The organism is Bradyrhizobium sp. 132 (assembly GCF_023074185.1).
Classification (GTDB): domain Bacteria; phylum Pseudomonadota; class Alphaproteobacteria; order Rhizobiales; family Xanthobacteraceae; genus Bradyrhizobium.
This window is the reverse complement of the sequence record NZ_JADPKY010000103.1, coordinates 1-16,266: the sequence shown is the minus strand read 5'-3', so window position 1 is coordinate 16,266 and position 16,266 is coordinate 1. Positions and strand designations below refer to the sequence as shown.

The 16,266-nt window shown below is 63.5% G+C and carries 18 protein-coding genes, 1 other RNA gene, 2 pseudogenes and 1 other annotated feature; of the genes and pseudogenes, 13 read left to right on the top strand and 8 right to left on the bottom strand.

What is annotated here, in order from left to right:
* Nucleotides 1-15 precede the first annotated feature (15 nt).
* The 6 genes from IVA74_RS20340 to ssrA form a co-directional block, all read right to left on the bottom strand.
* A complete protein-coding gene (locus tag IVA74_RS20340) occupies nucleotides 16-291 on the bottom strand; it encodes a FeoA family protein (protein WP_247347587.1) in 276 nt (91 codons plus the stop codon).
* Nucleotides 292-407: 116 nt separating this feature from the next.
* On the bottom strand, nucleotides 408-662 hold the full coding sequence (locus IVA74_RS20335; RefSeq protein WP_247329715.1) for a ribbon-helix-helix domain-containing protein: 255 nt from the start codon (nucleotides 660-662) through the stop codon (nucleotides 408-410).
* Entirely contained in the window at nucleotides 659-847 is a 189-nt protein-coding gene (locus IVA74_RS20330) for a DUF4169 family protein (protein WP_247347585.1), read from the bottom strand. The genes IVA74_RS20335 and IVA74_RS20330 overlap by 4 nt, the downstream gene beginning before the upstream one ends.
* A 278-nt stretch (nucleotides 848-1,125) precedes the next feature.
* Nucleotides 1,126-2,568, bottom strand: coding sequence for a class II fumarate hydratase (gene fumC, locus IVA74_RS20325; RefSeq protein ID WP_247347865.1), 1,443 nt, complete (start codon nucleotides 2,566-2,568; stop codon nucleotides 1,126-1,128).
* A gap of 87 nt (nucleotides 2,569-2,655) precedes the next feature.
* Nucleotides 2,656-3,174 carry a ClpXP protease specificity-enhancing factor SspB gene (locus IVA74_RS20320; protein WP_247347583.1) on the bottom strand — a complete coding sequence of 173 codons (519 nt, stop codon included), beginning with the start codon at nucleotides 3,172-3,174 and terminating at the stop codon, nucleotides 2,656-2,658.
* Between the two features lie 113 nt (nucleotides 3,175-3,287).
* Nucleotides 3,288-3,653: a transfer-messenger RNA gene (ssrA, locus tag IVA74_RS20315) on the bottom strand.
* An 84-nt stretch (nucleotides 3,654-3,737) separates the two neighbouring features.
* Here ssrA and IVA74_RS20310 point away from each other — a divergent pair.
* The 12 genes and pseudogenes from IVA74_RS20310 to IVA74_RS20255 all read left to right on the top strand — a co-directional run bounded on the left by IVA74_RS20310 (nucleotide 3,738) and on the right by IVA74_RS20255 (nucleotide 13,871).
* Entirely contained in the window at nucleotides 3,738-4,355 is a 618-nt protein-coding gene (locus IVA74_RS20310; RefSeq protein ID WP_247347580.1) for a chromate transporter, read from the top strand.
* A complete protein-coding gene (locus IVA74_RS20305; RefSeq protein ID WP_247347577.1) occupies nucleotides 4,352-4,885 on the top strand; it encodes a chromate transporter in 534 nt (177 codons plus the stop codon). Before IVA74_RS20310 ends, IVA74_RS20305 begins: the two co-directional genes overlap by 4 nt.
* A 92-nt stretch (nucleotides 4,886-4,977) precedes the next feature.
* Nucleotides 4,978-5,739, top strand: coding sequence for a tripartite tricarboxylate transporter TctB family protein (locus tag IVA74_RS20300; protein WP_247347576.1), 762 nt, complete (start codon nucleotides 4,978-4,980; stop codon nucleotides 5,737-5,739).
* A 7-nt stretch (nucleotides 5,740-5,746) separates the two neighbouring features.
* Complete coding sequence (locus IVA74_RS20295) at nucleotides 5,747-7,312, top strand: tripartite tricarboxylate transporter permease (RefSeq protein WP_247347573.1); 1,566 nt, start codon at nucleotides 5,747-5,749, stop codon at nucleotides 7,310-7,312.
* A gap of 229 nt (nucleotides 7,313-7,541) precedes the next feature.
* A pseudogene (locus IVA74_RS20290) lies at nucleotides 7,542-7,802 on the top strand (tripartite tricarboxylate transporter substrate-binding protein); the annotation flags it as partial.
* Nucleotides 7,803-7,971: 169 nt separating this feature from the next.
* Nucleotides 7,972-8,766, top strand: coding sequence for a thymidylate synthase (locus tag IVA74_RS20285; protein ID WP_247347571.1), 795 nt, complete (start codon nucleotides 7,972-7,974; stop codon nucleotides 8,764-8,766).
* A 5-nt stretch (nucleotides 8,767-8,771) separates the two neighbouring features.
* A complete protein-coding gene (locus tag IVA74_RS20280) occupies nucleotides 8,772-9,257 on the top strand; it encodes a GNAT family N-acetyltransferase (RefSeq protein WP_247347569.1) in 486 nt (161 codons plus the stop codon).
* Complete coding sequence (locus IVA74_RS20275) at nucleotides 9,257-9,766, top strand: dihydrofolate reductase (RefSeq protein WP_247347562.1); 510 nt, start codon at nucleotides 9,257-9,259, stop codon at nucleotides 9,764-9,766. Before IVA74_RS20280 ends, IVA74_RS20275 begins: the two co-directional genes overlap by 1 nt.
* A gap of 153 nt (nucleotides 9,767-9,919) precedes the next feature.
* Nucleotides 9,920-11,056, top strand: a complete 1,137-nt coding sequence (hflK, locus tag IVA74_RS20270; protein WP_247347558.1) for an FtsH protease activity modulator HflK — start codon at nucleotides 9,920-9,922, stop codon at nucleotides 11,054-11,056.
* Nucleotides 11,053-11,949 (top strand): protease modulator HflC, encoded by an 897-nt coding sequence (locus IVA74_RS20265; RefSeq protein ID WP_247347556.1) that lies wholly within the window; start codon nucleotides 11,053-11,055, stop codon nucleotides 11,947-11,949. The genes hflK and IVA74_RS20265 overlap by 4 nt, the downstream gene beginning before the upstream one ends.
* Before the next feature lie 71 nt (nucleotides 11,950-12,020).
* The gene (locus tag IVA74_RS20260; protein ID WP_211384594.1) at nucleotides 12,021-12,227 is read left to right on the top strand and encodes a DUF2065 domain-containing protein; all 207 of its coding nucleotides are present in this window, start codon (nucleotides 12,021-12,023) and stop codon (nucleotides 12,225-12,227) included.
* Between the two features lie 144 nt (nucleotides 12,228-12,371).
* Nucleotides 12,372-13,871, top strand: a complete 1,500-nt coding sequence (locus tag IVA74_RS20255) for a Do family serine endopeptidase (RefSeq protein WP_247347554.1) — start codon at nucleotides 12,372-12,374, stop codon at nucleotides 13,869-13,871.
* A 177-nt stretch (nucleotides 13,872-14,048) separates the two neighbouring features.
* Here IVA74_RS20255 and IVA74_RS20250 read toward each other — a convergent pair whose 3' ends face one another.
* Together IVA74_RS20250 and IVA74_RS20245 are read right to left on the bottom strand one after the other, a co-directional pair.
* Complete coding sequence (locus IVA74_RS20250) at nucleotides 14,049-14,336, bottom strand: hypothetical protein (RefSeq protein ID WP_247347552.1); 288 nt, start codon at nucleotides 14,334-14,336, stop codon at nucleotides 14,049-14,051.
* A gap of 103 nt (nucleotides 14,337-14,439) precedes the next feature.
* Nucleotides 14,440-15,264, bottom strand: coding sequence for a type ISP restriction/modification enzyme (locus IVA74_RS20245; protein ID WP_247347549.1), 825 nt, complete (start codon nucleotides 15,262-15,264; stop codon nucleotides 14,440-14,442).
* Between IVA74_RS20245 and IVA74_RS20240 the strand changes: the two are divergent.
* A pseudogene (locus IVA74_RS20240) lies at nucleotides 15,242-16,176 on the top strand (IS3 family transposase); the annotation flags it as partial. The gene IVA74_RS20245 and the pseudogene IVA74_RS20240 overlap by 23 nt on opposite strands.
* Nucleotides 15,526-15,642: a sequence feature (AL1L pseudoknot), on the top strand. It overlaps the preceding pseudogene by 117 nt.
* Nucleotides 16,177-16,266: the final 90 nt, after the last annotated feature.

Sequence of the window (16,266 nt, the reverse complement as noted above, 5' to 3'; positions counted from 1 at the left end):
TGGGGTCCGGTCGCTTCAGGCGACGATAATGGCCATGGCTTCGCGACGGCGCACCGCGATCGTGATGCTGTCGACCCGTACGGCGATCGGGTCGCGCCCGACCAGCCCCTCATGCAAGACCTCGACCCGGGCGCCTTCGACGAAGCCGAGCTCGATCAGCCGGCTCTCGAGCTCGATGTCCGAGAGCGCCGAGCCGGCGTCCTTGGCGGAAAGGTGCTGGATGACGCCGGTATAGCCGCGCTGGGCCAGACCCAGCGGCATGTGCGGACGCGTATCGTGGATGTCGGTCATGCCCTGTATTTTCAACGCAGGGCATCGAGGTCAAGCGCGCTGGCTCGCGGAAGCTGCATCTTAGAGTGATTTTAAAGTAGCAGCTTCGTGACGGAGGGGGATCGGCGCCAGGGCGGCTACAGGGCCGGGACCTTTTCCGACTGGATGGCGGCCATGGCGCGGCTCTTGAAGTAGTCCAGCACGAACAGGCGGATCGCCGAGGACAGATTGCCCTGCTGGCGGTTGCCGTCGATCTCGCCGACCAGCTCGGACAGCGTCATGTTGCGCAGGCCCGAGATCTCCTTCATGCCGTTCCAGAACGCCTCTTCCAGGCTGACGCTGGTCTTGTGGCCGGCGACGACGATCGACCTTTTCACGACGGGCGACTTCATGGCTGCTCCTCGCGATCGATCTGGTGCTGGTCCAAGTGTGCCTTCGCCTGGTCCGCGCGCGTCTGCTCCGCCGACCGTTCCGCCTTCGTGCGGCCGAACTTCGTTCGGTTGGCGTCCGCCTGCTTCGCCGTGGCTTCCCGCTCGGCGCGCTTCCTGAAACGTTTCAGGTTGATGACGTTCCCCATGCCGCGTCTCCATCATCCGATCCTCCGTGGGCTGGATGAAACATTCAGAAACAGGGTGCCGCGTTGCGCCCCACAAGACTTGATCGCCATTCGCTCGTCCTCGTCAATCGGCCCCTTGGGCCATCAAACGATGAATTTCGCTCCGTGAAGGGCAGAGGGGCTGCGTAACACACCGCCCCGCCGCGACATTGACGGTAATCAAATCCGGCCCTCAAAGCCTCATATTTCTGCAGCGCGCGCGTCCGTATCACTACGGATGGCTATCGGAATTCGGAATTTTATCCCGGGCTGGTCATCTTCTCGGGGCGCACCAGGCGGTCGAACTCGTCCGCCGAGACGAAGCCGAGCCGCAGTGCCTCCTCCTTCAGCGTGGTGCCGTTGGCATGCGCCGTCTTGGCCACCTTGGCCGCGTTGTCGTAGCCGATCTTGGGAGCGAGCGCCGTCACCAGCATCAGCGAGCGCTGCATCAGCTCCTTGATGCGCTTCTCGTCGGCGCGGATGCCGCTGACGCAATGCTCGGTGAAGGAGCGCGCGGCGTCCGCCATCAGGCGGATCGAGTGCAGCATGTTGTAGGCCAGCACGGGCTTGTAGACGTTGAGCTCGAAATGGCCCTGGCTGCCGGCGACCGTGATCGCGGTGTGATTGCCGAACACCTGGCAGCACACCATGGTCATCGCCTCGCACTGCGTCGGATTGACCTTGCCCGGCATGATCGAGGAGCCCGGCTCGTTCTCCGGCAGCATCAATTCGCCGAGGCCCGAGCGCGGGCCGGATCCGAGCAGGCGGATGTCGTTGGCGATCTTGAACAGGCCGGTCGCGACCGAATTGATGGCGCCGTGCGCCGACACGTAGGCGTCGTTCGAGGCCAGTGCCTCGAATTTGTTGGCGGCGCTGGTGAAGGGCAGCTTCGTGATGCTGGCCGCGTGCTTTGCGAACAGTTTTGCAAAGCGCGGCTTCGAATTGAGGCCGGTGCCGACGGCGGTGCCGCCCTGCGCCAGCGGATAGAGCTCCTTCACCGCGACCTTGAGCCGGGCGATGCCGCTCTCGACCTGCGCGGCGTAGCCGGAAAATTCCTGGCCGAGCGTCAGCGGCGTGGCGTCCTGGGTATGTGTACGGCCGATCTTCACGATCCTGGAAAACTCCTTCTCCTTCTTGCGCAGCGCGCGGAGCAGCTCGCCGAGGGCCGGGACGAGATCGGCATTGATCCGGCTTGCCGCCGCGATGTGCATCGCGGTCGGGAACGAGTCGTTCGACGACTGGCTCATGTTGACGTGATCGTTGGGATGGACCGGCTTCTTGGCCCCGAGCTCGCCGCCAAGCATTTCATTGGCGCGGTTGGCGATGACCTCGTTGAGGTTCATGTTGCTCTGCGTGCCCGAGCCGGTCTGCCACACCACCAGCGGAAAATGATCGTCCAGCTTGCCTTCGATCACCTCGCGCGCGGCGCGGATGATGGCGTTGGCGCGGCGCTGGTCGAGCAGGCCGAGCTCCTGGTTGGATTGCGCCGCGGCGAGCTTGACGATGCCGAGCGCATGCACGAGCGAGATCGGCATGCGATCGATGCCGATGCGAAAATTCTGGCGCGAGCGTTCGGTCTGCGCCCCCCAATAGCGATCGGCGAGGACCTCGATGGGGCCGAAGCTGTCGGTCTCGGTGCGGGTCGCGGGGCGCGAGGAGCGGTCGGTTTTCGAGCGGGCGATCTTGGCCATGGGCACATCCATTCCGCCGCGCGAAACGCCGCGCAGCCTCTTCATGTGCCTCTATATAGGGAGTTTGGTCGCGTGCGACGGGCTCCGGCCCAATCTAGATCATTTCTTGCGGAAACGATCCAATCGCACGACTTCGGCGCCGCCCTGGTTCGGGGCGGCCGGCTCTTCAGAGCTTTCCGTCGTCTCGGCCGCAGACGCCGGCACCGCGACCGCGGACGGGGCGGGAGCGGCGGGCAATGTCTCGGGCGAGACCTCCGCAACATCGGAGGTATCGAACTGGAGGCCGAATTTCACGGACGGATCGAGGAAGCTCTTGATGGCGCTGAACGGCACGATCAGCCGCTCCGGAATGCCGCCGAAGGACAGGCCGACCTCGAAGCGGTCCTCGAGCACGGTCAGATCCCAGAACTGGTGCTGCAGGATGACCGTCATTTCTTCCGGGTACTGCGCCAGCAGTCGCGATGAGATCTTCACGCCGTCGGCCTTCGAGACGAAGGTGATGAAGAAATGATGCTCGCCCGGCAGTCCTTGGGACGCGGCATCGGTCAGCACCTTGCGCAGCACGCCGCGCAGCGCGTCGCGGGCCAGCACATCGTATCGGATATGATCGGTCGCCATGGTGGTCCTGTTGCATTCCAGGAGTTGGGCCCCGCCGGCCCGACTCGCCAAGCCGCGATAATACCGCGCCTGACGGGTCAGCAGGAGTCCCCGCCGGGTAGGAAATGGAGGTAAGTGGAGGCTTCTGTTGCCAGGTGCCTCCGAACCCCGCCTAACGGAGCTTAACCCGTTAGGACTTCAGAATGGTCTTTCAAACTGCGTTACGCAGCCTGAGCAACCGGAGCAAAGTTGTCGTTGGCAACTATTGCATAGCCCGATAACGGCGGAACAATACCGAGAAAAAGAACGCCCTTTACGCCCTCGTCGATCCTATTTCGCCCCCGCCAAAGCCCACTCTAGGGCTAGCCCGCTGGTGGGCTTTGGTGGAGGCGCCGGGTACCGCCCCCGGGTCCGAATGGTTTATTGCGACGACCGTTTATTTCCATAGCCGGCGAACCGGCACCCCCAATATAGGGGGCAAAGGTTTCAAATGACAGGTGTTTCGAGCGGTTTTCCGGAGGTTCCCTTTGGATAGGTTCCCGACTGGCTTGGCCGCGCGACGGCCGGCGTTCTAAGCTCCTGACATGTCCAAGGATTCCGCACCGGCCGCCCAACACCCAGATCAATCGCCGGACCGTCCAGCCACCAACCCCGTTCCGCCCGGCCTCGTCGCGCTGTTCCTGGCCTTCGCCAGGATGTCGCTGGCCGGTTTCGGCGGGGTGTTGGTATTTGCCCGGCAGGCCATCGTCGAGCAGCACCGCTGGATGACCGCGGACGAGTTCAACGAGACTTTTGCGCTCTGCCATTTCCTGCCCGGGCCCAACATCGTCAATCTGTCGATGGTGTTCGGCGCGCGGCTGCGCGGGATCGCGGGTGGTATTGCCGCCTTCGCCGGGTTGTTGCTGCCGCCGACGTTGATCGTGACGGTGCTTGCGATCATCTACGCCCGGTTCGGCGATGTGGAGGTGCTGCGCCGCATCCTCGCGGGCATCTCCTGCGCGGCGGTCGGGCTCTTGATCGCGGTGGTCTTCCGGATGATGACGCCGCTGCTCAAGCGGCTGGACGTCGTCGCGCTCATCCTGATGCTGGCCGTGTTTCTTGCCATCGGCGTCGTTCGCCTGCCGCTCCAGGCCGTGCTTTTGGTTGCGATCCCTGTGAGTGTCGGCGCCACCTTCCTGATGCGGCGGAAGGTAGCCGCATGAACGCCGAGAACCCGATCTGGGCGCTGATCTCCACCTTTGGCCTGATGTCGCTGTTCGCAGTCGGCGGCGCCGCGGCGGCGGTGCCAGAGATGCACCGCATCGCGGTCGATGTGCATCACTGGATGACCGACAAGCAGTTCGCCGATGCCTATGCGATTGCGCAGCTCTCACCAGGTCCGAACGTGCTTATCGTCACGCTAATCGGCTACGCCGTTGCCGGCATCCCCGGCGCGCTGGCGGCGACCTTGGCCATGTGCCTGCCGACGGCGCTGCTTGCCTATTATGTCAGCCGGCTCCTCAACCGCCCCAGCCAATCGCGCTGGCCCGTGCTGATTCAGGCTGCATTGGTTCCGCTGTCGATCGGACTGATGGCGGCGAGCGCCTTGATCCTGGCACAGTCGACCGATCGCACCATTGCTGCACTGCTTCTGACCGCGACGGTTGCAGTGATCGCCTCGGTCTCGCGCATCAATCCACTATGGCTTTTGCTCGCCGGAGGCCTGTTGGGTTTTGCTGGCATTGTGCAATGAAAATCGCTAGGCAGTGATCCGGGCGGGGGGATCGTTTTCCAGCCGATTAGAACAACATTGCTCGTGGCTTACGGGTCGCGGAGGAGATAGGCATGGCCGATACGATGGGCCACTCGGCGACAGCCAACCGAAACACGTCGGTGGCGCTCAGCTTTTGTCTGCTGGCCATAGCGCCGCAGATCTTCGAATTCATCTGGTCGTTCGGGACGATCTTCGGCTGGGGCACCGGACGCGGTCCGGCCACCGTCGTGATCAGTCACGTGACGGCGCTGCTCGCGGGCGCCCCCGGCGCGCTGATCGGAGCGATCGGCGGTGACACCAAGAAGGCGTCATCCGATGTGCTGCTGGCGCTGATCTATTCCTATCCGCTGTTTGCGGTGGCGATTCTCACGATCTTCATGACGATCAGGTCGGCGCAGGACTATGTCGGCGGGATCGTTCTGATGGCGCTGGCCTTGTTCGCGCTGTGGGCCTCCAGCGATTTGCAGGGTATGCGCGGCTTCTCCTTCGGCGCCGGCACGGCGCCGCGAATGTTTGGCGGGCTCCTCGTCGCGCTTGGCGCCGGCATCGCGTTGACGGGATTGTTGTCTGATGGACCGGCGATGGCACATTATGCCTGGCGCGGACCGCTGTTCGTATTGATCTCGATCGTCTTCTTCGCGCTGGCGATTCGTCCGCTTGGGGTCGTGGTTACGGCGTTCGTGAGCTTCCTGGTCGCGGCGATGGGCACGCATGAGACGCGCTGGATCGAAGCCATCATCGTAGGCGCCTGCCTGACGCTCGGCTGCGCGCTGCTCTTCCCTTACGTGCTCGGGCTGCCAATGCCGATGTTCCCGCGTTTCCTGGTTCAGTGAGGGTGTGATGGCCGATCTTTTTCACAATCTGGGCCTCGGTTTCGGTGTGGTGTTTCAGATCTCCTGGTGGTCACCGTCGTGGCTGTTCGGACTGTCGCTCCCGATTTCGATCAATATTCTCATGTGCCTGATTGGCGCACTGGTCGGCACGCTTGTCGGCGTGCTGCCGGGCATCGGCACGGTCGCAACCGTGGCGATGCTCCTGCCGATCACGTTCGGATTGCCGCCGGTCGGCGCGCTGATCATGCTCGCCGGCATCTATTACGGCGCCCAATATGGCGGTTCGACCACCTCGATCCTGGTCAACATTCCCGGTGAGGCGACATCGGTCGTCACCGCCATCGACGGTCACCAGATGGCGAAGCAAGGCCGCGCCGGTCCGGCGCTGGCGATTGCGGCGATCGGCTCGTTTTTCGCCGGCTGCGTCGCGACCATCCTGATCGCCATCCTCGGTGCGCCGCTGACCAAGCTCGCGCTGGCATTCGGTCCGGCCGAATACTTCTCGCTGATGGTGCTCGGCCTGATCTTCGCGGTGGTGCTGGCCAAGGGCTCTGTGCTGAAAGCGATCGCGATGATCGTGTTCGGCCTGTTGCTGTCGATGGTCGGCTCTGACATCGAGACCGGCGCCTCGCGCATGGCGTTCAACATTCCGGAACTCGCCGACGGACTCGGCTTCGCGACGGTGGCGATGGGCGTGTTTGGATTCGCCGAGATCATCCGTAACCTCGATGCCGGCGCCGAGATGAACCGCGACCTCGTGCAGCAGAAGATCACCGGCCTGATGCCGACCAGGAAAGACCTGATCGACTCGACGCCTGCGATCCTGCGCGGCACCGTGCTCGGCTCGATCCTCGGCATCCTGCCGGGCGGCGGCGCCGTGATCGCCTCCTTCGCGGCCTATACGCTCGAGAAGAAGATCGCCAAGAACCCGTCGCGGTTCGGCCGCGGTGCGATCGAGGGCGTTGCGGCGCCGGAAAGCGCCAACAACGCCGCGGCGCAGACCTCCTTCATCCCGTTGCTGACGCTCGGCATCCCGCCCAACGCGGTGATGGCGCTGATGGTGGGCGCGATGACCATCCACGGCATCGTGCCAGGCCCGCAGGTGATGCAGAAGCAGCCGGAGCTGGTCTGGGGCATGATCGCTTCGATGTGGGTCGGCAATCTGATGCTGATCATCATCAACCTGCCGCTGGTCGGAATCTGGGTGCGGCTGTTGCGCGTGCCCTACCGGCTGATGTTCCCCTCGATCGTGATCTTCTGCGCGATCGGAATCTACTCGGTGAACAACGCACCTGTGGATGTCATCCTCGCTGGCGTGTTCGGTCTGGTCGGTTACTGGCTGATCAAGCACGATTTCGAACCGGCGCCGCTATTGCTCGGCATGGTGCTCGGACCACTGATGGAAGAGAACCTGCGCCGTGCGTTGCTGATCTCGCGCGGCGACTGGAGCGTGTTCCTGACGCGTCCGCTGTCGGCCGTGCTGCTTGCGATTGCGGCCTTCCTGCTGGTGCTCACGGTGCTGCCCACGTTGCGTGCCAAGCGCGACGAGGTGTTCACCGAATCCGAGAACTGATCGCGACGCGCGCTGCGTCGGCGCGGCGCCCTGTGTCGGGGCGTCGCATTCGGATGTCGAATCGACTTGTGTGACCGCTTCGTGAAATGAAAATGCCGGCCCTGTGGCCGGCATTTTGTTTTATGTCCGAGGGGGTCGACATGACTTGCATTCGCGCACTTGCGGGCGCATGTGCCGCGGCGCTGGCATCGTTGTGCGCCTTTGTCGCTCCAGCTGCTGCACCCTATCCTCGACGGCGGAAGCCGGCCTGCCTGCATTCCAGGCCCAGGCCTGGAATGCGATGTTCGCGCCGAAGGGAACTTCGCCCGCGATCATAGCGAGCCTGAACGCCGCGGCCGTCAAGGCGCTCGACGATGCAACCGTGCGCAAGCGCCTGCTCGAGCTCGGCAGCGTCATTCCGGCGCCCGCGGACCGGACGCCGGAGGCGCTGGCGACCCTCGTCAGGAGCGAGATCGCGAAGTGGACCCCGGTGCTCAAGCCGGCAAGTTAGCCAGCAGGATCAAGTCGATAGGCGAGGGGCGGCACGCAAAGTTCCGCCCCTTGTCGTTTGCGCCGGGAACGCTCATTTTTCCGGGTATAATGCGTATGGATGGCGAATCGACGCTGTCGCAGCGCGGGGGTGGCCGCTAAGTTTGCCGCCTCCCCAAAGGCTCACGCACATGCACCAGTATCAGGACCTGCTCGAGCGGATTCTTTCAGACGGCGCGGAAAAGACCGACCGGACCGGCACCGGCACGCTGTCGGTGTTCGGCCATCAGATGCGCTTCAACCTGTCCGCTGGCTTCCCGATGCTGACCACCAAGCGCCTGCCGCTGAAGGCGATCGTGCATGAGCTGTTGTGGTTCCTGAAGGGCGACACCAACGTCAAATATCTGCGCGACAACGGCGTCACCATCTGGGACGAGTGGGCTGATGCCAACGGCGATCTCGGACCCGTCTACGGCCATCAATGGCGCTCCTGGCCCGCGCCGGACGGACGCAGCATCGACCAGATCGCCAACGTGATCGACATGATCAAGCGCAATCCGGATTCGCGCCGCCTGATCGTCTCGGCCTGGAATCCGGCCGAAGTGGACAAGATGGCGTTGCCGCCGTGCCACTGCCTGTTCCAGTTCTACGTCGCCAACGGCAAGCTGTCGTGCCAGCTCTATCAGCGCTCGGCCGACGTGTTCCTCGGCGTGCCCTTCAACATCGCTTCCTACGCGCTGCTCACCATGATGGTGGCGCAGGTCACGGGCCTGAAGGCCGGCGACTTCGTGCATTCGTTCGGTGACACCCACCTCTATTCCAACCATCTGGAGCAAGCGAAGCTCCAGCTCACGCGCGCGCCGCGCGCGCTGCCGGTGATGCGGATCAATCCTGACGTGAAGGATATCTTCTCCTTCCGTTACGAGGATTTTGAGCTGGTCGGCTACGATCCGCATCCGCACATCAAGGCGGCAGTCGCGGTCTGAAGCCGATGTCGCTCAACATCCGCCGTGTGCGTCCAGACGAAGCCGGGCTCGTTCTCGCTTTCATCCGCGAGCTCGCCGTGTACGAAAAGCTTTCGCACGAGGTCGAAGCGACCGAGGCGATGATCACCGACGCGCTGTTCGGTGAGAGACCGCAACTCCATTGCGCAATCGCCGAGTGGAACGGCGAGCCGGTCGGCTTCGCGGTGTGGTTTGTGAATTTTTCTACGTTCAGCGGCCGCCACGGCATCTATCTCGAAGATTTGTATGTGCGGCCGTCGCATCGGGGCAGGGGCCTCGGCAAGGCGCTGCTCGTGCACCTTGCCGTGGAATGCGTCGAGAACGGCTGGTCGCGGCTGCAATGGGCGGTGCTCGACTGGAACGCACCGTCGATCGCGTTCTACAAGTCGCTCGGTGCCGTCATGCTGGACGACTGGACGCTGTGCCGCGTCACCGGTCCGGCGCTGACGCAGCTTGCCGGAAGCGCGACCTGATGGAGATCGTCTTCGTCGTCGCGATCGCTGAGAACGGCGTCATCGGCGCCGGCAACGCGATTCCGTGGCGATTGAAATCCGACATGGCGCGCTTCAAGGCGCTCACGATCGGCAAGCCCGTGATCATGGGCCGCAGGACCTTCGAATCCCTGCCCCGGCCGCTTCGGGGCCGCACCAACATCGTCATCACGCGGGATGCGAATTATCGTGCCACTGGCGCCATCGTCACGACATCGGCTGCCGATGCAGGCGCCGTCGCCCGCGGCGATGCCCTGCGGCGTTCAGTCGCCGAGATTGCCGTGATCGGCGGCGCCGAAATCTATCGGCAATGGCTCGATCGCGCCGATTGCCTCGAAATCACCGAAGTGCATGCGCGCCCCGAAGGCGACACGTATTTCGACATCGACAAGGCAGACTGGGATGAGGTGGCGCGTGTACGTCATCCTGCCGGACCCGACGACAGCGCCGACTACTCCTATGTGACATATCGTCGGCGGCCGCGCCATTAACCGCTTTCGCCAATGTTTACATTGACTTTTTCGTGCCCGAGCATAGCTCGGAAGACAGCGAGGGCCGCGTTGTAAGGGACCTGCCTGTCCCCTATAAAGCCGGACTGGACAAAGCGGGCTGGGGCAATTTCACCCTGCCGAGGAGAGCGTCGAATGCCGTGGAAGAATCAGGGCGGTGGCCCATGGGGCTCGGGTCCGAAGGGACCATGGGGCAACGGCCCGCAACCGGTCGGGCCGAGGCCGCCGGATTTGGAAGACCTTCTGCGCCGCGGCCAGGACCGCCTCCAGCAGATCATGCCGGGCGGCTATTTCTCCGGCATCGGCATCACGCTGATCGTGCTGCTCATCGTCGCGTTCTGGCTGTTGTCGGGCTTCTTCCGGGTGCAATCCGAAGAGCTCGGCGTCGTGCTGCGCTTCGGCAAGCACGTTCGCACCGTGGAGCCCGGCCTGAACTATCATCTGCCCTATCCGATCGAGACCGTGCTGCTGCCGAAGGCACTGCGCGTTTCCACCATCTCCATCGGCATGACGCTAATCGACGATCCGGCGCGGCGCGGCCGTTCCATTCGTGACGTGCCGGAAGAGAGCCTGATGCTGACCGGCGACGAGAACATCGTCGACGTCGATTTCACCGTGCTCTGGCGTATCAAGCCCAACGGCGTCGGCGATTTCCTCTTCAACATCCAGAATCCCGAAGGTACCGTGAAGGCGGTCGCCGAGAGCTCGATGCGCGAGGTGATCGGCCGCTCGCAGATCCAGCCGATCCTGACCGGCGCGCGCAACGTCACCGAACAGGGCGTGCAGGAGCTGATCCAGAAGACCCTGGACACCTACGGCGCCGGCATTCAGATCAGCCAGGTGCAGATGCAGAAGGTCGATCCGCCGGCCCAGGTGATCGACGCCTTCCGCGACGTCCAGGCGGCGCGCGCCAATCTCGAGCAGTTGCAAAACGAGGCGCAGACCTACGCCAACCAGGTCGTACCACAGGCACGCGGACGTTCGGCGCAGATCATGCAGGCCGCCGAAGGCTACAGGGAGCAGACGGTCGCCGAGGCTAAGGGCCAGAGCTCGCGCTTCCTGAAGGTTTACGATGAATACAAGAAGGCGCCCGACGTGACGCGTGAACGGATTTATCTTGAGACGATGGAGCGCGTGCTCGGCGGCTCGGAGAAGCTCATCTATGACGGCGGCCAGTCGGGCCAGGGCGTCGTGCCTTATCTGCCGCTCAGCGAATTGACGGCCAAGCGGCCGCCTGCAACCGGCCAGCAGACGACCGGAGGCAACCGATGAGGTCTCCAGTTACAGGTATCGTCGCGCTGCTCGGGCTCCTGCTTGTCGTGATCGTGGGCTACATGTCGCTGTTCACGGTAGCGCAGACCGAGCAGACCATCGTGCTGCAGTTCGGCCGGCCTGTCGACGTCGTTACCGCTCCCGGCCTGCATTTCAAGGCGCCGTGGAATTCGGTGATCAACATCGACAAGCGGATCCTCGATCTCGAGAACCCGTCACAGGAAGCGATCGCGTCCGACCAGAAGCGGCTCGTGGTCGATGCTTTCGCGCGCTACCGCATCAAGGACGCGTTGCGGTTCTATCAGAGCATCGGCTCGATCCAGGCCGCCAACATCCAGCTCACCACCCTGCTGAACGCAGCACTGCGCCGCGTGCTCGGCGAGGTCACGTTCATCAACGTGGTGCGCGACGACCGCGAGAAGCTGATGCAGCGCATCCGCGATCAGCTCGATCACGAGGCCGACGGCTACGGCATCCAGGTCGTTGACGTCCGGATCCGCCGCGCCGATTTGCCGGAGCAGAACAGCCAGGCGGTCTATCAGCGCATGAAGACGGAGCGCGAGCGGGAAGCCGCCGAGTTCCGCGCGCAGGGCGGCCAGAAGGCACAGGAGATCCGCTCCAAGGCAGACCGCGAGGCAACCGTAATCGAGGCAGAAGCAAGGTCGCAGGCCGAGCAAACGCGCGGCGTCGGCGATGCCGAGCGCAACCGTCTGTTCGCCGAAGCCTACGGCCAGGATGCGGATTTCTTTGCCTTCTACCGCTCGATGTCGGCCTATGAGAACGGGTTGCGGTCGAACGATACCCGCTTCCTCCTGCGCCCGGACTCGGATTTCTTCCGGTTCTTTGGTAACCCGTCCGGCAAGACGGCGACCACGACGCCAGCGAAGCCGTAAGCCAGACGAGGGCGGCCGGTCTGGCCGCCCTTCGTCCGGACAAGAACAGCACAACGGGAGGTTCCAATCCGATGAGGTCCATTGCGTTCGCCGACTTCCTCATCGGCTTGGGCATCCTGTTCGTGCTGGAAGGCTTGATGTTCGCGGCAAGTCCGGCCTGGATGCGCAAGGCCATGAAAAGCGCCATGGCCACTCCGGACAATGTCCTGCGGGCGGTGGGGATTGGTTCGGCCGTGGCCGGCCTGATCCTGATCTGGGTTATGCGACGTCCAATTTAGCCGTCGCGCCAACGCCAAAGTGAAGGCGAGGGACCGGTTTTCGCCGTATTGTCCGGGTCTTGAGGCCCGTTAAGGTCCGCGCTTGCGCCGTCCCCCCGTTCAAGCGCAGTCTTGACGCCGAATCCGCATTTCCTGGAGATCACAATGACCGCTGCCATCATTGCCCCGACCCGTTTGCGCTTAGGGCTGGCCGCGCTCGCCGTTGGCGCTTTCAGCGCATTCGGCACACCGGCCTCTGCGCGCGGACCGGACGGCATCGCCGACGTTGCCGAGAAGGTGATCGACGCGGTCGTCAACATCTCGACCTCGCAGACCGTCGACGCCAAAGGTGGCGGCGGCAGCAACGCCATGCCGCAACTGCCGCCCGGCTCGCCCTTCGAGGAGTTCTTCGACGACTTCTTCAAGAATCGCAAGGGTCCCGGCGGCGGCAGCAAGGGCGGCGAGAACAGCCCGGCGCCGCGCAAGACCAACTCGCTCGGCAGCGGCTTCATCATCGACACATCAGGCGTCGTCGTCACCAACAACCACGTCATCGCGGACGCCGACGAGATCAGCGTCATCCTCAACGACGGTACCAAGATCAAGGCCGAGCTGGTCGGCGTCGACAAGAAGACTGACCTTGCCGTGCTGAAGTTCAAGCCGCCGAAGCCGCTGGTGTCGGTGAAGTTCGGCGATTCCGACAAGCTGCGCCTCGGCGACTGGGTCGTCGCGATCGGCAATCCTTTCAGCCTCGGCGGCACCGTGACGGCCGGTATCGTCTCGGCGAAGAACCGCGACATCTCCTCAGGTCCCTACGACAGTTACATCCAGACCGACGCCTCCATCAACCGCGGCAATTCCGGCGGTCCGCTGTTCAACCTCGATGGCGACGTCATCGGCGTCAACACGCTCATCATCTCGCCGTCCGGCGGCTCGATCGGCATCGGCTTCGCCGTACCGTCGAAGACGGTCGCGGGTGTCGTCGACCAGCTCCGTCAGTTCGGCGAATTGCGCCGCGGCTGGCTGGGCGTCCGCATCCAGAGCGTCACCGACGAGATCGCCGAGAGCCTCAACATCAAGCCGCCGCGCGGAGCGCTGGTTGCCGGCGTTGACGACAAGGGCCCGGCCAAACCGGCCGGCATCGAGCCCGGCGACGTCGTCATCAAGTTCGACGGCAAGGACGTCAAGGACCCCAAGGATCTCTCCCGCGTCGTCGCCGACACGGCGGTCGGCAAGGAGGTCGACGTCATCATCATTCGCAAGGGCCAGGAAGAGACCAAGAAGGTCACGCTCGGCCGGTTGCAGGATCCCGACAAGGTACAGGCCGCGGTGAAGACCGATGAGCCCGCACCTGAAAAGACTGTGACGCAGAAGGCGCTCGGCCTCGATCTCGCGGCGCTGAGCAAGGATCTGCGCACGCGCTACAAGATCAAGGACACCGTCAAGGGCGTGGTCGTCACCAATGTCGACGCCAATTCGGACGCCGCGGAAAAGCGGCTCTCCGCCGGCGATGTCATCGTCGAGGTGGCGCAGGAGGCGGTGTCAAACGGAGCCGACATCCAGAAGCGGGTGGACCAGCTCAAGAAGGACGGCAAGAAGTCGGTGCTGCTGTTGGTGTCGAATGCCGACGGCGAGCTGCGGTTTGTCGCGCTGAGCGTGCAGTAGGCTGACCGTGTGGCGGGATTGCGCGGTCCCACACTCACCTCTGTCATGCCCCGCGAAAGCGGGGCATCCTGTACGCTGCGGCCTCTCTGTAGACGACTGCTGTTTCGGGAATGTTGGGGCATTCGCAGGAAGCCCATACATAATCGGGCTCGCCGTAGGCGAGAGGCACGCACGAGCCTACGCCGCCTCCAGCCGCCTAATCTCGCTCTCGAACTCGAACCGCAGTTGCGCACCTTCCTCGTCTGGAAGCCAGTTCGTCATCTGGGGAAAGATGGTTCTGTATAGAACGACCTTCTTCGGTTCCCACGGGAGCTTCTGCGCCGCACGCGCCTCGGTGAGGATTCTGTAAAGCTCGGTGCGGACCGAGTCGGGGTCAGGGCGGTACTCAGGAGTCGGAGAATCTTCGCCGAACAAGTCGGTTTGCTCGTGGTTCTGGAACAGGTCTGGCTGACGGGGATGGGCCATGTCGCTCGCAGTCTATGTCGAATCAGGACAGAAACATGCGCGATCTTGTCCAGCTAGGCGAGCGGTCAGGCGGACTTTTCCCCGTATCGCACCCGTTAGCGAACTAGGCCTTGCTTTTGCTCTTTTTCTTCGACGTGACCGCGGTTTCAGGGACGCCGAATGCGCTCGCCGCTTCAAGCTCCTCGGCACTCTGCAACGGCCCCGCGCAAATCTGCTCCAGCAACTCGGCTTGGCGAGGCTCCAGAGCGACCAGTCGGCCGAGGACATGCAGGAGATCGAGCAGGTCTGAAGTGTATTCAGGCAGCCAGCCTTCGGGCTGTATGCTATCGAGCGGCGAAGGAGGTCGACGGTCACCGATGATTGGGCGGGTACGGTCGCGGCGGCGATAACTGAACCACTGCCAAAGAATCTGTTTGCCGGATACCTCGTACGCCCACATCGCCGGCGTAACATTCTCAACGTAGCCCTTTCCGATCTTCAATCGTTGCAGCGCGGGGTCGTAGTCCATCGTGTCAGGTAACGGTTCTGGCGCGGAGGGAATGCTGCCAGCCGAAGGGATGCGTGGCGCCACCTCCTTCGGCAGGCGGGGCGCTTGTTTGGGACGACTGGCAGCTGCATCTACGAATCGCTCACCGTAGCAATGAAGCCAGATGATCTCGCTCCCAAGAGCGACGGCTTCGCTAAAGAGTCTTGAGTCGGCCGTTATTGGAACGCGCAGCCCCGGCTGTACAAAGTTCGATCTGAACCGCACGGGAAAAGCCGGATTGGATGCGACAGCCGCAACATAAGCCAATACGTCTTCGACCTTGATGGGGTAGCCATAGATCTGCGCTAGGTGGACTGTCAGAGTCGGTTTGAACCGCCCCGGGTTTGCCGGAGGCTCCAACTCCTGAGAGGATGGAGCCATGACGAGCAAGACGACAAACAAGTTTTCACCCGAGGTCCGGACCCGAGCGGTTCGGATGGTTCTGGATCACGCCAGCGAGCACCCCTCACGCTGGGCGGCAGTGATGTCGATCGCGGCCAAGATCGGCTGCACGGCGCAGACGCTGCATGACTGGGTCAAGAAGGCCGAGGTCGATAGCGGGCAGCGGGCCGGCGTTCCGACCGACACGGCCGAGAGGCTGAAGGCGCTCGAACGAGAGAACCGCGAGCTTCGGCAGGCCAACGAGATCCTGCGCAAGGCAAGCGCCTATTTTGCGATGGCGGAGCTCGACCGCCGATCCAAGCCATGATCGCCTTCATCGACGATCATCGTGGGGCGCATGGGGTCGAGCCGATCTGCAAGGTGCTGCCGATCGCCCCCTCGACCTATCACGCCCATGTGGCCAAGCGGCGCGATCCCGCCAGACTGTCGGCGCGCGCCAGGCAGGATGCTGCGCTGAAGATCGAGGTCCGGCGCGTCTTCGATCAGAACTTCGGCGTCTACGGCGTGCGCAAGGTCTGGCGGCAGCTCAAGCGTGAAGGCTTCGATGTTGCCCGTTGTACCGTGTCGCGACTGATGCGGGACATGGGTTTGCAAGGGGTCATCCGCGGCAAACCGGTCAAGACCACGATCAGCGACAAGGCCGCGCCATGCCCGCTGGATCACGTCAACCGCCAGTTCAGGGCGCCAAGGCCAAACGTCCTTTGGCTTTCCGACTTCACCTATGTCGCGACCTGGACCGGCTTCGTCTACGTCGCCTTCGTCATCGACGCCTATGCCCGCAGGATCGTGGGCTGGCGGGCCTCGCGCACGGCGCATGCGGGCTTCGTGCTCGATGCGCTGGAACAGGCACTGCATGATCGACGGCCGGTCCATCGCGGCGGGCTCGTGCATCATAGCGACAGGGGCAGCCAAGGCGGATTCAAACGGTCGTCGCAACACCAGTTTTTTCACTCATAACAGCAATTCGTCAAGCGCCTCCGCCGGCGTTTTCCAGCCTAGTGT

What these genes read in the sequence shown, in the direction of transcription:
- IVA74_RS20300 (WP_247347576.1), top strand. Translation starts at nt 4,978, where the DNA reads ATGGCCGATACGATGGGCCACTCGGCGACAGCCAACCGAAACACGTCG.
- IVA74_RS20305 (WP_247347577.1), top strand. Translation starts at nt 4,352, where the DNA reads ATGAACGCCGAGAACCCGATCTGGGCGCTGATCTCCACCTTTGGCCTG.
- IVA74_RS20310 (WP_247347580.1), top strand. Translation starts at nt 3,738, where the DNA reads ATGTCCAAGGATTCCGCACCGGCCGCCCAACACCCAGATCAATCGCCG.
- IVA74_RS20255 (WP_247347554.1), top strand. Translation starts at nt 12,372, where the DNA reads ATGACCGCTGCCATCATTGCCCCGACCCGTTTGCGCTTAGGGCTGGCC.
- IVA74_RS20330 (WP_247347585.1), bottom strand. Translation starts at nt 847, where the DNA reads ATGGGGAACGTCATCAACCTGAAACGTTTCAGGAAGCGCGCCGAGCGG.
- hflK (WP_247347558.1), top strand. Translation starts at nt 9,920, where the DNA reads ATGCCGTGGAAGAATCAGGGCGGTGGCCCATGGGGCTCGGGTCCGAAG.
- IVA74_RS20285 (WP_247347571.1), top strand. Translation starts at nt 7,972, where the DNA reads ATGCACCAGTATCAGGACCTGCTCGAGCGGATTCTTTCAGACGGCGCG.
- IVA74_RS20265 (WP_247347556.1), top strand. Translation starts at nt 11,053, where the DNA reads ATGAGGTCTCCAGTTACAGGTATCGTCGCGCTGCTCGGGCTCCTGCTT.
- IVA74_RS20295 (WP_247347573.1), top strand. Translation starts at nt 5,747, where the DNA reads ATGGCCGATCTTTTTCACAATCTGGGCCTCGGTTTCGGTGTGGTGTTT.
- IVA74_RS20275 (WP_247347562.1), top strand. Translation starts at nt 9,257, where the DNA reads ATGGAGATCGTCTTCGTCGTCGCGATCGCTGAGAACGGCGTCATCGGC.
- IVA74_RS20280 (WP_247347569.1), top strand. Translation starts at nt 8,772, where the DNA reads ATGTCGCTCAACATCCGCCGTGTGCGTCCAGACGAAGCCGGGCTCGTT.
- IVA74_RS20250 (WP_247347552.1), bottom strand. Translation starts at nt 14,336, where the DNA reads ATGGCCCATCCCCGTCAGCCAGACCTGTTCCAGAACCACGAGCAAACC.
- IVA74_RS20260 (WP_211384594.1), top strand. Translation starts at nt 12,021, where the DNA reads ATGAGGTCCATTGCGTTCGCCGACTTCCTCATCGGCTTGGGCATCCTG.
- IVA74_RS20340 (WP_247347587.1), bottom strand. Translation starts at nt 291, where the DNA reads ATGACCGACATCCACGATACGCGTCCGCACATGCCGCTGGGTCTGGCC.
- IVA74_RS20320 (WP_247347583.1), bottom strand. Translation starts at nt 3,174, where the DNA reads ATGGCGACCGATCATATCCGATACGATGTGCTGGCCCGCGACGCGCTG.
- fumC (WP_247347865.1), bottom strand. Translation starts at nt 2,568, where the DNA reads ATGGATGTGCCCATGGCCAAGATCGCCCGCTCGAAAACCGACCGCTCC.
- IVA74_RS20335 (WP_247329715.1), bottom strand. Translation starts at nt 662, where the DNA reads ATGAAGTCGCCCGTCGTGAAAAGGTCGATCGTCGTCGCCGGCCACAAG.